At 53.3% G+C, this 20,787-nt stretch carries 18 protein-coding genes; 4 read left to right on the top strand and 14 right to left on the bottom strand.

The genetic code is table 11. From position 1 onward, the window contains the following. Window positions 1–58: 58 nt before the first annotated feature. Window positions 59–1,954 carry a PrkA family serine protein kinase gene (locus KDC22_RS09130; RefSeq protein WP_173137952.1) on the bottom strand — a complete coding sequence of 632 codons (1,896 nt, stop codon included), beginning with the start codon at window positions 1,952–1,954 and terminating at the stop codon, window positions 59–61. A gap of 170 nt (window positions 1,955–2,124) precedes the next feature. On the opposite strand from KDC22_RS09130, the gene KDC22_RS09125 reads away from it, so the two are divergent. Both KDC22_RS09125 and KDC22_RS09120 read left to right on the top strand, forming a co-directional pair. After that, window positions 2,125–3,015 carry a DUF2161 family putative PD-(D/E)XK-type phosphodiesterase gene (locus tag KDC22_RS09125; protein WP_211722796.1) on the top strand — a complete coding sequence of 297 codons (891 nt, stop codon included), beginning with the start codon at window positions 2,125–2,127 and terminating at the stop codon, window positions 3,013–3,015. Window positions 3,016–3,244: 229 nt separating this feature from the next. Beyond that, a complete protein-coding gene (locus KDC22_RS09120) occupies window positions 3,245–3,421 on the top strand; it encodes a hypothetical protein (protein WP_211722795.1) in 177 nt (58 codons plus the stop codon). A gap of 804 nt (window positions 3,422–4,225) precedes the next feature. On the opposite strand, the gene KDC22_RS09115 is transcribed toward KDC22_RS09120, so the two are convergent. From KDC22_RS09115 to KDC22_RS09100, 4 genes are all read right to left on the bottom strand, one after another. Then, window positions 4,226–4,999: a hypothetical protein gene (locus KDC22_RS09115; protein WP_211722794.1), complete on the bottom strand. Its 774-nt coding sequence runs from the start codon at window positions 4,997–4,999 to the stop codon at window positions 4,226–4,228. Window positions 5,000–5,025: 26 nt separating this feature from the next. Further along, complete coding sequence (locus KDC22_RS09110) at window positions 5,026–5,718, bottom strand: ABC transporter ATP-binding protein (protein ID WP_211722793.1); 693 nt, start codon at window positions 5,716–5,718, stop codon at window positions 5,026–5,028. A 190-nt stretch (window positions 5,719–5,908) separates the two neighbouring features. Then, window positions 5,909–7,126, bottom strand: a complete 1,218-nt coding sequence (locus KDC22_RS09105) for an aminotransferase-like domain-containing protein (RefSeq protein ID WP_173137960.1) — start codon at window positions 7,124–7,126, stop codon at window positions 5,909–5,911. Between the two features lie 66 nt (window positions 7,127–7,192). Beyond that, the gene (locus KDC22_RS09100) at window positions 7,193–7,849 is read right to left on the bottom strand and encodes a response regulator transcription factor (RefSeq protein WP_211722792.1); all 657 of its coding nucleotides are present in this window, start codon (window positions 7,847–7,849) and stop codon (window positions 7,193–7,195) included. 281 nt (window positions 7,850–8,130) lie between these two features. Between KDC22_RS09100 and KDC22_RS09095 the strand changes: the two genes are divergently transcribed. Then, window positions 8,131–8,538, top strand: a complete 408-nt coding sequence (locus KDC22_RS09095) for a hypothetical protein (protein ID WP_211722791.1) — start codon at window positions 8,131–8,133, stop codon at window positions 8,536–8,538. Beyond that, window positions 8,535–9,602: a phosphodiester glycosidase family protein gene (locus KDC22_RS09090; RefSeq protein ID WP_211722790.1), complete on the top strand. Its 1,068-nt coding sequence runs from the start codon at window positions 8,535–8,537 to the stop codon at window positions 9,600–9,602. Before KDC22_RS09095 ends, KDC22_RS09090 begins: the two co-directional genes overlap by 4 nt. Before the next feature lie 451 nt (window positions 9,603–10,053). Here the strand turns inward: KDC22_RS09090 and KDC22_RS09085 are convergent, their stop codons facing one another. The 9 genes from KDC22_RS09085 to KDC22_RS09045 form a co-directional block, all read right to left on the bottom strand. Further along, window positions 10,054–10,308 carry an AbrB/MazE/SpoVT family DNA-binding domain-containing protein gene (locus KDC22_RS09085; RefSeq protein ID WP_173137968.1) on the bottom strand — a complete coding sequence of 85 codons (255 nt, stop codon included), beginning with the start codon at window positions 10,306–10,308 and terminating at the stop codon, window positions 10,054–10,056. Between the two features lie 155 nt (window positions 10,309–10,463). After that, on the bottom strand, window positions 10,464–10,928 hold the full coding sequence (gene trmL, locus KDC22_RS09080; RefSeq protein ID WP_173137970.1) for a tRNA (uridine(34)/cytosine(34)/5-carboxymethylaminomethyluridine(34)-2'-O)-methyltransferase TrmL: 465 nt from the start codon (window positions 10,926–10,928) through the stop codon (window positions 10,464–10,466). A gap of 100 nt (window positions 10,929–11,028) precedes the next feature. Further along, window positions 11,029–12,120: a 3-phosphoserine/phosphohydroxythreonine transaminase gene (gene serC / locus KDC22_RS09075; RefSeq protein WP_211723963.1), complete on the bottom strand. Its 1,092-nt coding sequence runs from the start codon at window positions 12,118–12,120 to the stop codon at window positions 11,029–11,031. A 106-nt stretch (window positions 12,121–12,226) separates the two neighbouring features. Next, the gene (locus KDC22_RS09070; protein ID WP_211722789.1) at window positions 12,227–13,111 is read right to left on the bottom strand and encodes a hypothetical protein; all 885 of its coding nucleotides are present in this window, start codon (window positions 13,109–13,111) and stop codon (window positions 12,227–12,229) included. A gap of 144 nt (window positions 13,112–13,255) precedes the next feature. Next, window positions 13,256–16,003, bottom strand: coding sequence for a GH36-type glycosyl hydrolase domain-containing protein (locus KDC22_RS09065; protein WP_246553415.1), 2,748 nt, complete (start codon window positions 16,001–16,003; stop codon window positions 13,256–13,258). 755 nt (window positions 16,004–16,758) lie between these two features. Then, entirely contained in the window at window positions 16,759–18,183 is a 1,425-nt protein-coding gene (gene glnA, locus KDC22_RS09060; protein WP_173137975.1) for a type I glutamate--ammonia ligase, read from the bottom strand. Further along, window positions 18,173–18,451: a hypothetical protein gene (locus KDC22_RS09055; protein ID WP_173137977.1), complete on the bottom strand. Its 279-nt coding sequence runs from the start codon at window positions 18,449–18,451 to the stop codon at window positions 18,173–18,175. The genes glnA and KDC22_RS09055 overlap by 11 nt, the downstream gene beginning before the upstream one ends. 14 nt (window positions 18,452–18,465) lie before the next feature. Continuing rightward, on the bottom strand, window positions 18,466–19,512 hold the full coding sequence (gene aroF / locus KDC22_RS09050; protein ID WP_173137979.1) for a 3-deoxy-7-phosphoheptulonate synthase: 1,047 nt from the start codon (window positions 19,510–19,512) through the stop codon (window positions 18,466–18,468). Window positions 19,513–19,798: 286 nt separating this feature from the next. After that, complete coding sequence (locus KDC22_RS09045) at window positions 19,799–20,755, bottom strand: 4-hydroxy-3-methylbut-2-enyl diphosphate reductase (RefSeq protein ID WP_211723961.1); 957 nt, start codon at window positions 20,753–20,755, stop codon at window positions 19,799–19,801. Between the last annotated feature and the right edge of the window lie 32 nt (window positions 20,756–20,787).

The following is a 20,787-nucleotide window of genomic DNA, read 5'->3' as shown; positions in this document are numbered from 1 at the left end:
TGAAGATGGCCGGAGATCGTCCCTTTTTCCATTATCTACTGACGTCAATGGCTTCCCGTCAGCGGTTCAGCAGGCTTCCAACATATTTCAGCAGCTCATTCGCGCAGATCGGGCAGTAGTTGTGCTCATCAATCAGGCGGCGGCTGACTTCGTTGATCCGTTTGAGCTGGCTTTCATCCGGTGTTTTGGAGGAGGTGGTGATTTTGACGATATCCTTCAGATCGGTGAACAGCTTCTTCTCAATGGCTTCCCGCAGCCGGTCGTGATTGTTGTACTCGAACTTTTTGCCCTTGCGGGAGTAAGCGGAGATACGGATCAGGATCTCCTCGCGGAAGGCCTTCTTGGCATTCTCGGAGATGCCGATCTGCTCTTCAATGGAGCGCATCAGCCGCTCATCCGGCTCCATCTCCTCATCGGTGAGCGGGTCACGGATTTTGGACCAGTTGCAGAAGGCTTCGATGTTGTCGAGATAATTCTCGAACAGGGTTTTGGCGGATTCCTCAAAAGAGTAGACGAACGCCTTCTGCACTTCGCTTTTGGCGAGAATATCGTATTCCTTGCGGGCAATGGAAATAAAGTTCAGGTACCGTTCACGTTCCTCCTTCGTGATCGAAGGATGCTGATCGAGGCCGTCCTTGATCGCCCGCAGCACATCCAGCGCATTCATGCACTGCAGGTCGCCTTTGATCAAAGCACTGGAGATGCGGTTGATGACATAACGCGGGTCGATGCCGGACATGCCTTCATCCAGATATTCGGTCTGCATCTCCTTCAGGTCCGCTTCCTTATAGCCCTCAACCTCTTCGCCGTCATACATGCGCAGCTTCTTGATCAGGTCCATGCCCTGCTTTTTGCTCTCCTTGAGCCTGGTCAGGATCGAGAAGATCGCTGCTGCGCGCAGCGCATGAGGGGCAATATGCACATGCTTCATATCACTCTGGCCGATGAGCTTGGCGTAGATTTTCTCCTCTTCCGAGACCCGCAGATTGTAAGGAACCGGCATGACGATCATGCGCGACTGGAGCGCTTCGTTCTTTTTATTGGAGATGAAGGACTTATATTCTGTCTCATTCGTATGGGCCACGATGAGTTCATCAGCACTGATTAGCGCGAACCGCCCGGCCTTGAAGTTGCCCTCTTGGGTCAAGGACAGCAGGTTCCACAGGAACTTCTCATCGCATTTCAGCATTTCCTGGAATTCCATCAGGCCGCGGTTGGCCTTGTTCAGCTCCCCGTCGAAGCGGTAAGCGCGCGGATCGGACTCCGAGCCGAATTCGGTAATGGTTGAGAAGTCGATACTGCCGGTCAGGTCAGCGATATCCTGCGACTTCGGATCGGAAGGGCTGAATGTACCAATCCCCACCCGCTCCTCTTCCGACAAAAGCACCCGGACCACCCCAACCTGTTCAATGTCCCCGTGGTACTCATTCTTCAGCCGCATCTGGCAGGACGGGCAGAGATTGCCTTCGATGCGCACCCCCAGCTCGCGCTCAATCTCCGGACGCAGCTCCAGCGGAATCAAATGCAGCGGGTCCTCATGCATCGGGCAGCCCTCAATGGCATATACCGCCCCCGCATCTGTACGCGAATATTGCTCCAGTCCGCGCTTCAGCAGTGTGACAAGTGTGGACTTTCCTCCACTGACCGGTCCCATCAGCAGCAGGATCCGTTTGCGCACATCCAGTCTGCGGGCTGCGGAATGGAAATATTCCTCCACCAGCTTCTCCACCGCACGGTCCAGACCAAAGATCTCCTGCTCAAAAAACTTATACCGTTTACGTCCGTTAATGTCCTCGACGCCGTGTGACTTGATCATGTCGTATACGCGGGAATGAGCCGTTTTTGCGGGAGAGGGGTCTAGTCTCAGCAGTTCTATATAGTCCTTGAAAGTGCCGCTCCACGCCAAACGGTCGTTCTCAGCCCGATACGAAGATATACGCTCAAAAATATCCATGGCTCGCTGCCTCCTCTTGCGCTCCTACTTGCTCCACCAAGCTTAGAAAGTGTATTACATACCTATGCGGCGAGCCCGGAATAGTTGACCTCTTTTTTGCTGTGCTATAATAGAGAATCATGATTTCTGAAGAATGATTACGCTGCAATCCAGGGCAGGAGTGACAACCAATGGCGATCAAGCAGGAAACGGAGCTGTATGCTCCTTTGAAGGGATTTTTTGAACGGCAGGGCTATGAGATCAAAGGCGAGGTGCGCACTTGCGACCTGGTCGGCATCCGGGAGGACGAGGCCCAGCCGCTGATCGTAGAGATGAAAAAATCGTTCAATCTCGCCCTGCTGCTGCAGGGGATTGAACGATTGCGCTTAAGCCCTAACGTCTACCTTGCGGTAGAACGCGTTAGGGAAAAGAAGGGCGCGGTCAACCAGCGCTGGGGCGAGCTCAGCGGGCTGTGCCGCCGCCTGGGCCTCGGGCTGATCACCGTCGTCTTCTACAAGACGAAGGCCCCGCTCGTCGAGGTGCTCGCGGAGCCGGGCGAGGCGCCGCCGCAGGCCCGCAGCGCCGGGCGCCGCCGCGAGCGTCTGCTCTACGAGTTCCGCGAACGCAGCGGAGACTACAACACCGGCGGCAGCACGCGCGTCAAGCTCGTGACCGCCTACCGCGAGAAGGCGCTGCGCGTCGCACTCGCGCTGCAGGCCCTGGAGGCCGAAGCCGCTGATGCGGCCGGCCTCGGCGGGGGGCGCGCGGCGCAGAGCGGCGCGCCGGGAACTGCCGTGGCCGCTGCCGGGACGGCGGCCACGGATACTGGAGCAGCAGCGGGGGACGCTGCTGCGGGTGCGGGCCCGGCGGCTGCGCTCAGCCGGGCGGAGGCCCCGCGCGGCGTAACGCCCGCCGCGCTGCGTAAGAGGAGCGGCGTGCCCGGCGCCGCCGCCTTCCTGCAGAAGAACTACTATTCGTGGTTCTTCCGGGTGGGTCGCGGCCGCTACACGCTCACGGCCGCCGGAAGGGCAGCGCTGATCGAGTATGCCACGATCGCGGAGATCAGCGCCGCCAAGCTGTAGGCGGCGCGCCCGGGGGAGCCGCTCTCACGGGATTGGACGCGGCGCCAACCGGGCCGTCTATCCTTTCCAGCCGTGACCCGGATCGAGCGGCTCCCAGGATTCGCCCGGCGCCAACCGGCCGTCTATCCATCTCAGCCACGACCGGGGAAGCCGCTCCGGGATTCGTCCCGGCCGCAACCGCCGTCCTATCCTTTTCAGCCGCGCCCGGGGGAGCCGCTCACGGGATTGGATGCGGCGCCAACCGGGCGTCTATCCATCTCGGCCGCGCCCGGGGGAGCTGCTCCGGGATTCGCCCAGCCCCAACCGGCCGCCGATCCATCTAAGCGACGCCTTCCGCAGGGCACGGGCAGCAACGCTTGCGCTTGCTACAACCCGCGCCCGGGGTACCAAGCTGGCTGCGTACTAGGCGTGCTGCCTAGCCTACCACTGCTGCTTCTGGCGGATGCGCCCATAATAAGCCCAACCACGCTCACTTCCAGCGCCATATCCCTACAGGCGAATCGCGTACCCGTTCCACCTGCCCAACAGCAGGTGGAATTTAGGCACTTAAATTCACTGGTTTATCCGGTCCAAAAAGATTAGTTGGATAAATAGCATTTATTTTCTGTGATTCTGAGCCCCATTAGCTTATCCCGGGCGAGTAGATGTACTTTTTCCAACTAAACTCCTAAATTTCAGGATTCTAGCATAATTAAGTGCCTTTTTTCCAACTGCTATTACGTTAGGTTGGGAACGGTCACCAGGGTAGCCTGACCTAGACTATTCCCTATCCACCCACGCCCCAAAAAAGCCACAATCGTAAGCTCCTGCTGACGGCCCACGGATGATCCTGCGCAGGTTGTTCTGCACACAGTATCGCTGCAAGGCTGCGGCGCGACAACTCCAAAAGCCCGCTCACCCTCTACCACACTCCTCACTCCACACCCTACTCACTCCTCACTCATACCCTATTCACACCCCCCACTCACTCCTCTCTCACTACTCACTCACACCCCGCTTACTCCCTACACACTCCCCACTCAAACTCCCTATACACTCCTCACTCACTCCCTACACACTCCTCACTCACACCCCATTCACTCCCCACACACTCCCTACACACTCCCCATTCACTCCCCCACTCACTCCACACTCACTCCCTACACACTCCACACTCACTCCCCGCTCACCCCCTACCACACTCCTCACTCACTACCCATTCACTCCCCACTCACTTCCCATGCAGCTCATATTTGCGCCCGTTCAGCAGCGCACTGCCTATCGCTCCTGCAAGCAGCGCCACCAGCAGGTTCATGCCTACGGACAGCCAGTTAATGGTCTCGTTGATGTTAGCCGGCTGCTCCCGGCCTACCGGACTCACCGTCAGCAGATTTGCGTATTGCTTGAAGCTTGCCGCCGATGAGGAGCCGATACTCCAGTGAGTGCTGCCGCGGACCACCAGCGCAAACTGGATGCCGACTGTGATGAGAATGAACGCAGCGATGCAGAGATGGCTTAGCGCCGGCTTACGGAATCTTTTGGCAGCCGCAAGGGCCAGACCTATAAGCGCCAGTCCCGCCGGAAGGCTGCACAGCTTGGAGAGAATGAAGTAGGTCATCCCCAGCAGCGGGCTGGAGGAATGGATAACCCGTGTCTGATACAGCCCCTCGGGATTAAGGAATACATCCAGCAGAGTAGTGGACCAGACCGCCGTAAGCCCCAACATAAATACAGCGGACTTCACACCGAACAGAGCGGAGGTTCGGAGCGGCAGCATATGGTTAATCGGCATCGTCCCCGTGAAGAATTCCCTGTAATAATCCATATAGATATAGACCGGCAGCAGTATGCCTATTACCATATTTACCAGCAGGAAGACGAAAGCAATATCCTGTCCGTGATCCAACAGAAAATACAGGTTAGCCAGACCGCTTAAGACAGTAAAGATGGCAAATACGGCACTATGCTTCCGGCATTCCAGCTTGAATTGATGCAAATAAACCATGATGTTCTCCCCTTTTGTAAAGTAGCTCAAATCAGACGTTTGAATAAATCCTCAATCGGCACACCGTGTTCCCGCCGCAGCTCCTCCACCCTTCCCTGCAGCAGCACTTTGCCATCGTTCACAAACACCACATCCGTAAACAGACTCTCGACATCGTGAATCAGATGCGTACTGATCAGGATTGAGCTGTCCGGATCAAAATTATCCAGGATGATGCCTATGATCTTATCCCTCGTGGAAGGGTCCACCGCCGCCAGCGGCTCGTCCAGAACGAACAGCCGGGCTTTACGCGCAAACACCAGCGAGAGGCTTACCCTCTCCTGCATCCCTTTGGATAAGGATTTCACCTTGTCCTGCAGATTCAGTCCCAGGGCTTCAATCATGCTGTACGCCTTCTCCCGCTGAAAATCGGCAAACGAGTGGTCAAAAAAAGCAATGCTCTCTTCAATCGTCATCCACGGGTACAGGAACTCGCGGTCGGGCAGGTAAGAGACGATTTTTTTGGTGTCCAGGCCGGGCCGCATCCCGCTGACCGTAAGAGTCCCCTTATAATCCCTGAGCAAAGAGACAATCAGCTTCATCAGCGTCGTCTTCCCCGCCCCGTTCGGTCCAAGCAGCCCTACGATTCTCCCGGCGGGAATGGACAGGTTAAGACCGTCCAGCGCCGTCTTCCTTCCATACCTTTTGGTTACATTGCTGCACTCCAGTACATTCTCCATCTCCTGCAACTCCTTAGATATGTATTTCCTGCTTAGTACATGTGAATATATTCACTTGTTATCTTAGACGTAGTACACATCGTAATCCCTGCGGAGGCCTGCACAAAAAAAGAATGACCGCCAGCCATCCAGGCCCAGCGGTCATCCTTCTTCCATTTAGGGGTTCATTCGTTCGCTCGCTCCCCGTCCCTTAACTACGGGCCGTGAACTCAGTGACAGCTTCACTCATCAGGTTCATTCCGAGCAGCAGCTCATCCCGGCCGGGATGGCTGAAGTTCAGGCGGATGCGGTCAGTGCCTCCGCTTACACTGCACAGAGGCCCGGGCAGAAAGGCGACGCCCTTCGCCAGAGCGGCGCGCAGCAGAGCCATCGCATCTAAGCCTGCGGGCAGCGATACCCAGAGGAACATGCCGCCCACCGGCATATCGTACACGCTGCTCTTCCAGGCCGGACGCTTCAGCAGCTCCGCCATCAGCTTCAGGCGGGTATTGTATTCACGGTTCAGCAGGGCAATATGCTCGCGCAGATCAAAGGCAGATACACTCAGCAGATGATGCAGCAGCCGCTGATTCAGCGAGCTGGACTGCCAGTCAGCCATCTGCTTGGCGGCTGCCATCATACCGATCAGCTCCCGGCTTCCCGCCGCCCAGCCCGTCCGCAGCGCGGGCGCGACGGTTTTGCTGAAGGAGCCGATATACAGCACATGCCCGCCCTCGCTGACATTCTCCAGCGCGTAGAGGGTTGGATACCGCTTGGAAGGATGTCCTTCACTCCGCTGGAAGTGCAGATCGCCATAAGAATCATCCTCCACAATCAGCACATTATGGGAGATACACAGCTCCAGAATCTCATGACGCCGCGCCAGGCTCCAGAGCACTCCGCTGGGATTGGTGAAGCTCGGCGCCGCGAACAGCATCTTGGGCCTGTACTGCCGGATCATGCTGCGCAGATGATCCGGCAGCAGGCCATCCTTATCGCCCTGCACCGGAATAATAACGGCTCCCTGCATCCGCAGAGCCTGCAGAATACCAGGAGAGGTCGGATTCTCTACCAGAACATGATCTCCGGGATCAATATATACCCTGGACAACAGATCAATAGCCTGCTGGCTGCCTGTGGTCAGCAGAACGCCGCCTTCGGCTACCGCGACTCCTTTGCTGCTGAGCCAATCTCCGGTAAGCCATTCACGGAGCGGGCCATACCCTTCCGGCTCCCCGTACTGCAAGGCACTGGCATCTGTCGAGATCACTGTAGATGCCGCCTCAGACAGCAGTGACAGCGGAAATAATTCTTCCGCCGGAAGCTCTTCCGCCAGCGAGATCAGCGTACCCCGGCGTGTCTCCTTACGGATACTCAGCAGCGGTGAAGATAACAATGTATGTGCGCGCGAAGAAAACTCATACTTCATACGCTCCCCCCTTTATCTGGTTTAAGAATATTCCGCTCCTGACGCCATTATGTCGTAATACAGGGATTATGCGTAGATTTGCTTGTTCTGTCTTGAGAACAGCGCAAATTTCTCAATCGCCTGCGCTCTGGTCGATACTTCCAGCTTGACATAAATCTTACGCAGATAGTTGTCGATCGAACGGCGGCTGACTTCAATTTCAAGTGCGATCTTGTCGTATGTAATTCCTTGCACAATTCGTTCCATGATGAACATCTCTGTCTGTGTTAGCTGCATCACGCCCTCCAGTCCTCTGGAAGAGGTGACCGGCCGTAAGCCCTTTTCGATCCATTCCAGCGGAATCGAGAGGAACCCTTCACGGATTCCGTTAATCATCTGCAGCAGCTGGCCCGGAGTGGCCCCCTTCGACAATACCCCGCTGGCCCCAAGCTCAATCAGGGGCTGGAACATTTCCTTATCGTTCTCCTCAGTCATAATAATAATGTGGGAGCACTTGGAGCTTTTTTTCATCTCCGGCAGCACCTGCTCCACTGTTCCTTCGGGCATCTGATAATCACTCAGCACCAGATCAGGCCGGCACTCCTCCACGACGGGGATGCATTCTGCCCAGGTAGAGTACATGCCGTCTACCGTAAGTCCCTCCTCATCTTCCAGTATCAATTTTGTTCCCAGCATACTTGTGGGATGACATCCCACGATGACCACCCGCCAGACCTTCATCATTAATGCCCAGACCTCCTGCTATCTATATAATATTCCAGAATGGAAAGCGCTATTAGCGTTTCCTGTCAACACGCAAGCAAGGATGTATGCTGCCCAAGTCTGTTTTCCTGCTTTTACCTTGAATACGTCCATCAGATATTCCAATCTATAGAAATTGTATCGCAGTAGTTTAACAGGATGCAATTACTTTTTGTCGTTTCTGCACGGCTCTTTCACTTTTGCGAAAAACCTGAAAGTCTGATAGAATGGGGACTTGAAAAATAATGGCTTGAGGTGATGAAATGCAACCGCTAGCGGAATCGACCCGGGTACACTCTCGCCGGAGCGCAGAGAGAAGCGGCTCTTCCGTAAAATGGTTTCTACTGTTCTGGATTTTGATGATCGCAAGCGGCGTATATGCCGTGTACAGCTACACCAATCATCTGAAAGATCAGGTGCTGAACGAGCTTGGATCTCAGAGCCAGCAGCAGCTTACCGTTTTGAAGACCGATTATGAGTCCAAGATTGCCGTTCTGTCCGAGCAGGTGAAGGAACTCCAGAGCACCGTTCAGACGTTCAATGAGCTGCTAACCTTCACCAAGGATAATGCCAGCAACAAGACGGACAACAGCAACAAGCTGTACACGCAATTAAGCGAGGTCAAGAAACAGCTTGATTCGCTCAAGAAAGAGATGGATCTGCTTAAATGATGACTCCTGTCAAAAGAGTAAACCGGTTCTTCATGCTCCTGACCGCCCCGTTGTTCGGACTGCTGCTCTGTCTGTGGCTGTACCAGCCCCCGCTTGAGCTTAAGCTGAATACCGGACCCTTCGCCGCTGTTCCCGGACCCGTGAATGAGACCGCGCAATTGAAGCAGGATCTGGCCGTGGCCAAAAGCTATGCCGCCTACACCATCGACTCTATCAGCACCAGCGCACAGCTCTATAAGCAGACCACGAGCGCCATGAACGCACTGGTCACTACAGCGGCAGCCCAGACCTCCCGTCCGGAGCGGATCTATAACAACCGGATTAGTTCCCGGCTCGGCATTCCCGCCGACATCATCAGCAGTGACCGGATTACCATCGAATTATACCGGCTGAACCCCGGCAACTATACAGCATACGCCCTAAAGATCAAGCTGAAGGACCCGTCAGCCATGAAGATGAGCCTGGCCGGTGACGGCACCGGTGCCTCTGAGACCACCCTGCAGGCCGTGAACCGCTACGGCGCTTCAGCCGGTATTAATGCAGGCGGGTTCGCCGACCAGAACGGCAAACGTTATCCGCTCTCGACAACCGTCGTCGGCGGAGAGTATCTGTACGGCTTCGAGCCCAGCTACAAGGATCTCAGCTTCGTCGGCCTGGACAAGTCAGGCAAGCTCATCGGAGGCAAGTTCAACAGCCGTACAGAGCTGGACAGGCTGGAGCCGGTATTCGGCGCAACCTTTGTCCCCGTTCTGCTGAAGAATCAGAGCAAAACCGCCATTCCGCTGAAATGGCAGCTCGCCCCCAAGCGGGCACCGCGGACCGTTATCGGCAATTATAAGGACGACCAGCTGCTGATTCTGGTTGCAGACGGATATGACGAGAACGGCAATTCCGGCGCCACGCTGGCCGAGCTTCAAGACAAGCTGTACAATCTCGGTGTTATTGATGCCTATAACCTGGATGGCGGCGGCTCTTCCTCCCTGATCTTCAGGGGAAAGGTCATTAATAGGCCTTCAGACGGCAATCTGCGCCGTGTCCCGACGAACTTTCTGTTCTTCAAGTGATTCAGTATAGCTCGTCAATGCCAAATATCACACTTTATATTTATTTTTACAGAATAAAAGGGTATACTCAGGTTAATGAAGATCGTCAATAACGGAGGTGCCCAGCATGTCGTTCTCCCTGACTTTTTGGATCGTAACCCTGGTTTTTGTGCTGTTTATGGCCGGTATTCTTACTTCATCCTACAACGACGACAAGACTAAGGGATTGTAAACAGATCCCTGCGCATCCATCCCTGAGCGTATTACTACAAAAAGGAGCACCGCACTGATGTGCGGCGCTCTTTTTTGTGAATATCCTTCTATTTCTCGCTGAAACGAATGCCGACCTTCCAATAGACGGCATAGCCGTTTCTACTTGTGGAACTATTAACTTAAGCATGTCCAGCCAGCATCCCTGTTATAGGACGCCGCTTGGGCGTTTATCCTATGTAGATAGCGATGCGGTCTACGCTTACGCGTGTTTTGGCAATTGCGTCATTTCCGAAAGACAGCTTGCACAAATATAACGGTCTTTATATTCGCTTACGCCTTCCATTGATCCGCAAAACACACACTTCGGACGGTAACGCTCCAGAATAATATGGTCGCCCTGAACCAGAATTTCTACAGGGTCGCCTTCATTCATTTGATACCTTTTACGCAGAGACTTAGGCAGAACAATTCTGCCCAGCTGATCCACTTTACGTACAACGCCAGCAGGTTTCATATCTAACTTACACTCTCCTGTTCAACTTATGATTAGTAGTGCCCTTCTTGGCCTTTCTAAGTTCACGTTCTATATTACTTACTTCGGCACTAATCAACTATTTCGTTACTAAAATGTCGAATCCTGCTGAAAAAAATAAAAAATGATGTCAACTTTTAGAAAAGTTCTGGGAAATCCAGTTGCCGGAGCGCTTCATATACAACAATTGCTGCAGAATTGGACAAATTCAGCGATCTTACCGCTTCGCTCATCGGCATCCGCATGCAGGTTTCCTTGCCGGCCTCCAGAATATCCGCAGGCAGTCCCTTGGTCTCTTTGCCAAAAACAAAGAAGTCTCCATCCTGGAAGGTGAAATCAGAATACCGCTTCTCTGCCTTGGTAGTGGCGTAGAAGAACCGGCCTTCCTTATACTTCTCCAGCACTTCACTGAAGGAATCATGATATTCGATATTCACCGCATGCCAATAGTCGAGTCCGGCACGCTTCAGCGTTGCATCGTCTGTGCGGAAGCCCAGCGGATGTACCAGGTGGAGATGGGTTCCTGTGGCCGCACAGGTGCGGGCGATATTGCCGGTGTTGGCCGGAATTTCCGGTTCCACCAGCACAATGTGTAATGCCATAATTTACGATACTCCTCTCTGTAGGGTCTTAGAATTCCTGAGGCAGGCGGGCAAGAAGAAACCTTCCGCTGCCAGGCGGAAGGTCAGGAACGTTCTTTCATTAACCTTGAGTTTGCCGGAAATGCTTCATGAAGTCGGCTAGCGCCTTAACACTCTCATGAGGGACTGCGTTATAGATAGAGGCGCGTAAGCCTCCTACACTGCGGTGGCCCTTGAGCCCCACGAAGCCTTCTGCTTCGGAAGCTTTGATGAACTGCTTCTCCAGCTCCTCCGATGGCATCCGGAACGTTACATTCATAATGGAACGGCTGCCTTCTTCCGCAACTCCGCGGTAGAAGCCGTCGCTGCCGTCGATATAGTCATACAGGAGACCTGCTTTGTCACGGTTCTTGGCTTCGGTGCCGGCAAGCCCGCCCTGCTCCTCAATCCATTTTAACACTTCGTTAACCATATATACAGAGAAGGATGGCGGCGTATTGTAGAGAGAGTTATTCTTGTAGTGGGTATCATACCGCAGAATCGTCGGAATATTCGCAGGGGAACTGGAGATCAGCTCTTCCTTGGCGATCACTACAGTGACACCGGACGGTCCGAGATTCTTCTGCGCTCCGGCATAGATCAGTCCGAACTTGTTGATGTCGAAGTCGCGGCTCAGAATATCACTGGACATATCGCCAATCAGCGGAATGTTACCGGCATCAGGATACTCCGCATACTGCGTGCCTTCGATCGTCTCATTCGAGGTGATATGCAGATAAGCGGCATTGTCTGCGGCCTTAATACTGTCAAGCTCAGGAATAGCCAGGAATTTCTTGTCTGCTGAGGATGCGGCTACATGACCGCCGCCTGTCAGCTTGGCTTCCTTCAAGGCTTTGTCCGCCCAGCTTCCTGTCATCACATAACTGCCGACCTGGCCTTCAGAGATGAAGTTCATAGGCACCATAGCGAACTGCGTGCTTGCCCCGCCCTGGATGAACAATACCTTGTAGCCTTGCGGATTGCCGAGAAGCGAAAGCAGGCGTTCCTGAGCTTCATTATGCACAGATTCGTATATCGCCCCGCGGTGCGACATCTCCATAATGGACATTCCGCTCTCCCGGAACTCGACAAACTCCGCTTGCGCACGTTCCAATACTGCCAGCGGCAATGCTGCCGGACCGGCATTAAAATTGTATGCTCTCTTGCTCAAAATAACTCCCACCCTTTCTCTCCTATGAATATGGATATCGCTATGATAGCAGATAACGATAAACACCAGCAAGTATAATTATTCACATATAAGGTAAGCCAGGCAGGGTTCAGGAGGTGAAAAACTGATAGCTGCGGCTCCAACCCTTGCTGTGACGCGGTAAAATAGTGATGTCCGCAAAAACCTCTGGAGAAATAACATGCTTGTCCCCCCACAAAGCAATCCGCTCGGCGGTGAAATCTCCACTCTCCCTGATGCAGGCACCGCTCGGCTTATGGAGCAGCTCCCAGTAATAATTCGCCTCAGCCTGCTCCCAGCCTTCGAGCCTGCAATAGAACTGACGGTCCGGTTCCCCTGCCCATGTGAGGCTGTTCCCGGATACACTCAGCAGATTCTCCGTATAAGAAGATTCAGGGGCAACGATCTGCGGGACTCCCGGCAGCCTAAGCTCATAATCCGTTCCTACGAATGCTTGGTCAATTCCAACAAAGTTGTGGATATACTCTTCGATCCGCAAGGCTTTTGTTCCATTATTTTCCATATTATAGGATATGTTCAACCGGTCCCCCTCCAGCTTCAGCGACTTGACCAGCCTCATGCTGTAGCCCCGGCATTCCAACGGCTCAACCGTGTATGTAACCGATTGTTCGCTCCACTCCTCAATAATGGGAAATGGCTTGAGCGGATATTCCCCTACGAAAGAATACGGCTCTCCGCTCTGCTTCTGGAGCAGTCCGATGCCGGGCTTGGGGAACCATTCCCCCACTGCCGCCTCCTCGTAGCCAATTGCCCGGGAAATGCCAAACTCATTGCAGAGACCGATACCGCCCGTGCCTTGTCCAGGCACCAGACTTTCGGGAACGCAAAAGGTATGTCCGCCCTGCTCCAGCGTAACGCCTGTAATAAATCCGGTCCAGTCAAAACGGGTACCCCCATAGGCACCCACATCCGCAATCTCCACTGTAAGTATTCCGTTTGAAAGTATACGTGCCATTTCTATCTGTCCTTTCTGTCCTGAATTACACAGCACATCCTATCATACCATTTCCAGCCCATTCTATCCTCCGTATTCGGATATTAAAACGCCTGCTCTCCGGCGGACCGTCAGAGCAGGCGCTATGGGGCAGGCAGCCCCGGCTTATGCCAGTTTTACTTCAAGCAGATGAATTTCCCCTTCAGGCAGAGCGGTCAGCAGGCTGCGCGGAATCACAGCGCCCTCTGAGACGCGCTGAAGCGTTACCTCAGCCCCGTTCAAGGCGGCAGAGTGTATTTGATACTCTCCGTACTCCGTGCTTCCTGAAGCCGTATAGACGACTTTCAGCTCGCGTCCGGCAAAAATCGTTTTGATCGAGGCGCTTTGCTCCCCGTCGAACTGTTCTTGAACCAGCTTCGGCTGCAGCAGCAGGTCGCCGAGCTTGCCTTTGACCCCAAATACCTCTGTGACCATGGTTAACAGCATCCAGCTTGCCGAGCCTGTCAGATAGGTGTACATTCCTCTGCCCTCTTCGTTGATATATTCCGGGATTCCCGGATACATCCGGCTGACCTCAAAGTTCGCACTCAGGCTGTACAGGGAGTTCAGCACCTTGCGGCCTTCTTTGACATAACCGCGCTTGTACAGCGCATTACCGTACATTACGGTCATATGGCTGAACATGGCCCCGTTCTCCTTGTGTCCGAAGGCAAAGCCGAACGCCCTGCCCAGATTCTGCTGAATGCCGCCGAAGTTGCTGTTCAGACGATAGCCGATCTTCTCATCGAACAGATTGCGCTCCACAGCTGAGATCATCGCAGGAATCTGCTCTGGAGCCGCAGCGTGGCCCAGGAGCGGGAAGACCTGTCCGGTAAGCGTCATCCGGGTGCCTCCGGCACCTTCGCCTTCTACACGTTCCCCGTCGTTATTGTAATATCCGTTGAACCAGCCGTCGCCATGCCCGCTCTCTACCCATTCATTGCGGCGCAGATGATCGAAGATCCATTCCGCTTTACGGGCTAGATCTGCTGCAACCTCCTCAAGCTTCAAGACGGACCGCACACCGCTCACCTTATTCGGTGCAGCCGCATAGAAGCGGTTCAGCCGTTCATGCTTGGCGGGAATAGATTCATAATCAATGGATTGCCGGAGAGAATCCAGCAGCAGCACCATCTCTTCAGCAAGCTCCAGCGTATCTCTGCCAGTCTGTTCCTTCAAGGTGATCAACAGCCTGGACAGATCCAGCAGGTTGCTGGCATAGAAGGCGGTGAAGGTTACACTCTCGCCCCGCTGGGCAGCCATGTCCAGACCGTCATTCCAGTCCGCCCCTTCCAGCAGGATGTTGTTATGCTCACCCACATTGAAGAACGGAACAAGATTCTGCAGGAGGATATGCTCCAGAATAGTACCTGTATAGACTTCGCCCGCTGCCGTCCGCAGACTGCTGCCTGCACCCGGCTCCCAGGAAGTATCGCGGTCCTTGCAGCGGTTCATGAAGGTATCGCGGAAATAGGTCTGCTCCTGGAGCAGGAAGTCCAGGTCACCGCTCTGATCCAGATACAGCATGGTGGTCAGGAACGGCCAGGCGCCGTGATCCATCCAGACCCGGGGGATATTATTGCGGTCCGCAATGAATTCTCCGGGCTCCTGCCCGATAATCGTCGCGTTGCTGCCGTCTATTCTAACTCCGGCATAGTTGTTCAGGAGCAGGCTGCGCACATCGGCAGGCTCCATAATCAGCAGCGCCAGGCAATCCTGCCAGAGATCGCGCCAGCCGCGGCCGCCTCTGCCGTAATCGTGGTATGGCAGGAACGAATTGCCGTACAATCTGCGCAGCACAGGCTGCAAGGTTACCCACTTCATCCATTCATCCGCGGCATGATCTCCGGTATGGAATTCCACCGTATTGACTTTATCCGCCCAGAAGCTCTTATTCTCTTCAAGCAGTGCATCAAAAGCAGCCGCCGAGCCAACCTTTTCCATCAAAGCCGGCACATCAATTCTCTCATTCTCAATAACCATTGCTACGACATAAGAGTGACTCTGGCCTGGCGCAAGGGTAACCTCCGCAAACCGCAGACCGCCCAGTGCCTCATAACCTTCCCTGTCTATTCCTCCGCCTTCGCCGATCCGTGGAGCCAGATTATTCACTACCGACTCCGGCCAGTCCAGGCTTCCTCCCTCACCGATGAACTCCTCCTGCACCGGGAAAAATCCGGTAGGCTGTACCCCGCCGTCAGCTGCGCCGAACACCCCGTAAGAGGTATGATTCACCCGGTGTCCGCGTTCGTCGAACGACAGGGCAGGCTGCACCTCTATTCCGTAAGCGGAAGTATAAATCCGGTTCAGCAGCGAGGTGACATGCCGGTGATCCCGCAGATCATCCGCAGACCGCGCATACAGCGGAATAGCTGCAGTAGGAGTCAGCGTAAGCTCCCCGGTGCCGCTGTTCGTCAATACAACCTTCATTAGCTCAACCTTGTCATTGCCGCACGGCACAAAGCTGGTGATCTCAGCTCTAAGCCCCAGCTCCTTGCTCTCCCGGGTTACCTTATGCCACAAGAGTCCTGCTTCCAGCAAGGAATCATCTGCTGTTTCGTTGTAGAAAGCGGCATTCTGCCGGGCCGAGTTGCCCGCTGCCGACCAGGCGCCCTTGCCTTCAACATAGACCCAGAAATTACGCGAGGCGCGCGAATTATGCAGATCCTCTACGGAGATTGGCGGTGTAAGAAAAGTATTATGACCTGAAGTAACCTGACCATGCAGCTTAGGACTGACGGAAGACATCATGCCCCCTTCGTTGACGAGCGGAAAATATAAAAAGCTGCTCCGGTCCGGCTGCTCTAACTTAAAGTCCCCATTACTCCCGGTGAAGCTCCAGCCTGCTTTTGACCTATCCGATTTATGACTCACTGAAATCATCATCCTCCCCACTCTACTAACTTCCATTTCCGAAATCGGTTTCGTTCTTCATTATCACATCGTTGTATACCTTTGTAAAGCGTTTTTTATGACTATATACAGGGGTATAATTTTTACTGTAAACACTGATAAATCAGGCTTTATCAAAGATAGGCTTATGAACTACACCTTATTTAAACCGCTTTCCGCCATGTGGATTATGTATACAAATAGTTGTGTTATAATACATATTTCACACCCGTTTTCCGTTGCCAAATCAGAGTTCACCCTCAGATATAAACAATCCTCCTATCAAAACTGCAATTTCATTGCATTAAAGGTACTATATTAACGAAAATTTACGAAAATCAACGAAACTAACCTTTAATATTGCTGCCTATGGTTTGCATTTTGATTCTGAAGCTACTCTCTGTTTGTGCTCTTTAATGCTGTCTCTGCTGTTTGTAACCTATAATGTTGTAAAAAAGGAAATTCTAAATCCCGGCCTACGGATGTCCGGGAGAATTCTTGCCGGAATTGCAACATCTGCCCCGCTCTGCGGCTTACTAGGTGCTGAAATCCTGCGTTTTGTGCAACATTTCCTGATTACAGCCTGTTCGGCGAAGGAAATGTTGTAATTTGGGCAGGATTGTATGATCCGCAGCATCCGCTTCAGCGAGATAAGGCGTAATATTCGCAAAAAAGTCCCCGGAATCAAAGATTCCAGGGACTTCTTCTTCATCTAACTCTATTCACAATAAGTTCTCTTATACATCGAAGTACAGGGAGTATTCATGCGGATGAACGCGAATCGCAACGGCTTGAGCTTCGGAACGCTTCAGGGCGATATAGTTATCAATGAAGTCCTTAGTGAATACGCCGCCTTCTGTAAGGAACTCGTAGTCCGCTTCCAGAGCATCAAGCGCTTCGTCCAGGGTGCCTGGTACGCTGCGGATCTTCTCTTTGTCTGCATCAGACAATTCGTAGATGTTCTTGTCCAGCGGACCGTAACCCATTTCTTCAGGGTTGATCTTCTTCTTGATTCCGTCAAGACCTGCCATCAGCATGGCGGAGAAGGCCAGGTAAGGGTTAGCTGTGGAGTCCGGTGTACGGAACTCGATGCGGCAGCCCTTAGGGGTTACAGCAGCTACCGGGATACGTACAGCAGCGGAACGGTTACCTTTGGAATAGACCAGATTGACCGGAGCTTCATAGCCGGGAACCAGACGTTTGAATGAGTTGGTGCTTGGATTGGTCAGCGCGATCAATGCAGGAGCATGATACAGGATACCACCAATGTAATGCAGGGCCATTTCACTGAGGTTGGCATACGCGCCTTTTTCGTAGAACAAAGGTGAATCGCCGTTGAAAATGGATTGGTGAACGTGCATTCCGCTGCCGTTATCGCCGAACAGCGGTTTTGGCATGAAGGTTGCTACCTTGCCGTATTGACGTGCAGTGTTCTGCACAATGTATTTGTATGTGAGGAGATTATCAGCTGTCTTCTTCAGGGTATCGAAACGGAAGTTGATTTCCGCCTGGCCCGCTGTTGCCACTTCATGGTGATGGCGTTCAATTTCAAGGCCTGCTTCACCAAGCAGACGGCACATTTCGCTGCGGATATCCTGCTGGGAATCCACTGGAGCTACAGGCACGTATCCGCCTTTAACGCCAACTTTGAAGGCCATGTTGCCGCCTTCTTCCTTGCGGGATGTGTTCCATGCCGCTTCTTCAGAATCCACGAAGAAGGAGGAAGTGTTCATGCCGCTCTCGTAACGGACATCGTCGAAGATGAAGAACTCGGACTCAGGTGCGAAGAATGCCGCTGTACCTACACCGCTGGATTGCAGGAATTCTTCTGCCTTCACTGCGATACCGCGCGGGTCGCGCTCATAACGTTCGCCATCAGGCGTGAAAATATCGCACATAATGTTAAGCGTCGGATGAGCTGTAAAAGGATCAATGTATGTTGTGCTTGGATCAGGCATCATTACCATATCCGATTCTTCGATCCCCCGGAAACCTGTAATGGAAGAACCATCAAAGGCTACACCATTCTCAAATGTTTCTTCTTCAACTGCGGATGCTGGCAATGAGATATGATGGGCACGTCCACCCAGATCTACAAAACGGAAATCCACCCACTCGATATTGTTTTCCTTGATCGTCTGCAACACTTTTTCAACCGACATGCTTAATTCCTCCCCAAGTTCCGAACATTAGCCCGCTCTTCGTATCAAATGTTCTTGTTTTTATTTTTTTGCTGTCGTCATTATAAATCGCATACCTAACATCGTCAATGCTTATGTCAGGTATTTCTTGCGAACATGTAAGATATTCTAACGCTTTGGTGAAAAAACCGATTTTGCCCTTATTCCATGTCACCTTTGTCCGGTATTCAACAAAAACAACCCTCTTCCTGCGCCCAGCCGGGCGGGAAGAGAGCTGTTCATAAGCCATTCGCACACTCAAAATCACACGACTGGAGCGGCCTCCAGGGACGGGGAGAACCTGCGTCCAACCAGCGGCGCCAGCTTCTCAAGATCCCGCAGCAGGCTGTCGAACTGCTCAGGGAACAGAGATTGCACCCCGTCACCGGTCATCGAATTATCAGGATCGGTATGCATTTCGATAATCAGACCATTGGCGCCTGCCGCAACCGAAGCCTTGGCCATAGGGGCCACCAATTCACGGCGTCCGGTACCATGGCTCGGATCGGAGATTACCGGCAGATGGCTGAGGTTCTGCAGCACAGGGATCGCAGACAGATCCAGCGTGTTGCGTGTGTAGGTCTCGAAGGTACGGATTCCCCGCTCACATAACATCACATCCCGGTTGCCCCCGGCGAGAATGTATTCCGCCGCATTCAGCAGCTCATCGTAAGTCGCACTGAATCCGCGCTTCAGCAGCACCGGACGGCCGCAGGTTCCCAGCTTGCGCAGCAGGTCGAAGTTCTGCATGTTGCGTGTACCTACCTGCAGAATATCCGCATGCTCGGCACAGATATCCACATACTCCGGTGTCATGACCTCAGTAATCGTCAGCAGTCCGTGGCGTTTGCCGGCTTCGGCCATCATCGTAAGTCCTTCCACACCAACCCCCTGGAAGCTGTAAGGTCCGGTACGCGGCTTGAAGGCACCTCCGCGCAGCACCTGACCGCCGGAAGCTTTGACAAGCCGGGCAATCTCATCAATCTGCTCCGGAGATTCCACGGCGCACGGACCACCCATAATGACCAGATTCTCTCCGCCGATCTTCACTCCCCGGATGTCGATAACCGTATCCTCCGGATGGAAGTCACGGCTGGCGAGCTTGTAGGACTTGGTAATCTTCACAACATTCTCTACGCCCTTCATCTGGCGCAGATGCTCGGCAAGCTTCGGAGTGACGCCCCCGACCAGTCCGATTACCGTGTGATCAGCCCCTACGGAGAGGTGAACCTGCAAGCCTTCCTTTTCAATAACGGCAATAATTTCATTCACCTGTTCTTGAGGTGTTTGGTTGGATGTAATAACGATCATATTATAGCTCCCCTTTTGGATGGATATTCTTATCAACGGTATCGGCCAATTCAATGTCCGACACTATCTCGCTACGACGCGTGTACGCTTTTAAGCACTAAAGTGATTTTACCGCATGTTTCCGTTTCAGTCAACCGTTATTCCCCGGCTTCCGCAGGATTTAGGCGAATTCCCTCTAAATGATCTCCCTGAAACATATAAATTCTCATATTTTCAAAAAAAGCAGTACAGACCCTAAGGCTGCACTGCCGACTAATTACCCTATGAGTTCATTTTTCCTGACCTGTCACTTGGTGCTTGCAGTCTTGTTCTTCACCGGCGGCAGGAGCTTCGCCATATTGACCGTACGTTTGATCTCCCAGGTCTCAGGATTCGCTTCGTCATACTGCTCCAGATAGTTGATAACCTCTTTGGTAATCGGAGTCGGCGTGGAAGCGCCGGAGGTTACGCCCACCTTGCTAATTCCCTTCAGCCAAGCTGTATTCAGCTCGGATACGTCAGAGATGCGGTGAGCAGGAACGCCGGCAATCTCCTCCGACACCTGTGCCAGGCGATTGGAGTTATTGCTGCGCGGATCGCCGACAACAATAACCAGTTCACACTGGCCCGCCTGCTCAGCCACTGCTTCCTGACGGACCTGTGTCGCCATACAGATCTCATTGTGGACCTCGGCTCCGGGGAAGGTCTCCAGCAGTTTGCGCATAATATGCTTGATATCCCACTGGCTCATGGTGGTCTGGTTCGTAATGACAATACGTGAAGGAGGAATTCTCAGGCTGGCAATATCCTCCTCCTTCTCAATCAGATGGACATGCTCAGGAGCAATGCCCACCGCGCCCTCCGGCTCGGGATGGCCTTTCTTGCCGATATAAATAATCTCACAGCCCTCTTCAACCTTCTCCTTGATGAGGTCATGCGTCTTCGTTACATCCGGACAGGTGGCGTCCACCGTAGTCAGCCCTTTGGCGCGTGCCATCTTGCGTACCTCAGGAGATACGCCGTGCGCCGTGAAAATAACGGTACCCTTATCCACTTTATCTAGAATATCCAGACGGTTATGCCCGTCCAGCGTAATAATTCCGTCGTCCTCGAAGGAGTTCGTGACATGGCTGTTGTGCACAATCATACCCAGTATATAAATCGGCCGGGGCAGGTCAAGATTCTGCGCAGCCTGCCGTGCCATTACCATAGCATCGACTACGCCATAGCAATAACCCCGGGGAGAGATTTTGATGACTTCCATGAATTCACCGCTTTCTGCTGTCAATGACTGCT

It is taken from the genome of Paenibacillus tritici, from assembly GCF_018207515.1.
Lineage (GTDB): Bacteria > Bacillota > Bacilli > Paenibacillales > Paenibacillaceae > Paenibacillus_AQ > Paenibacillus_AQ tritici.
Note: the sequence above shows the minus strand (reverse complement) of the source record. Positions and strands in the feature narration are given on the sequence as shown.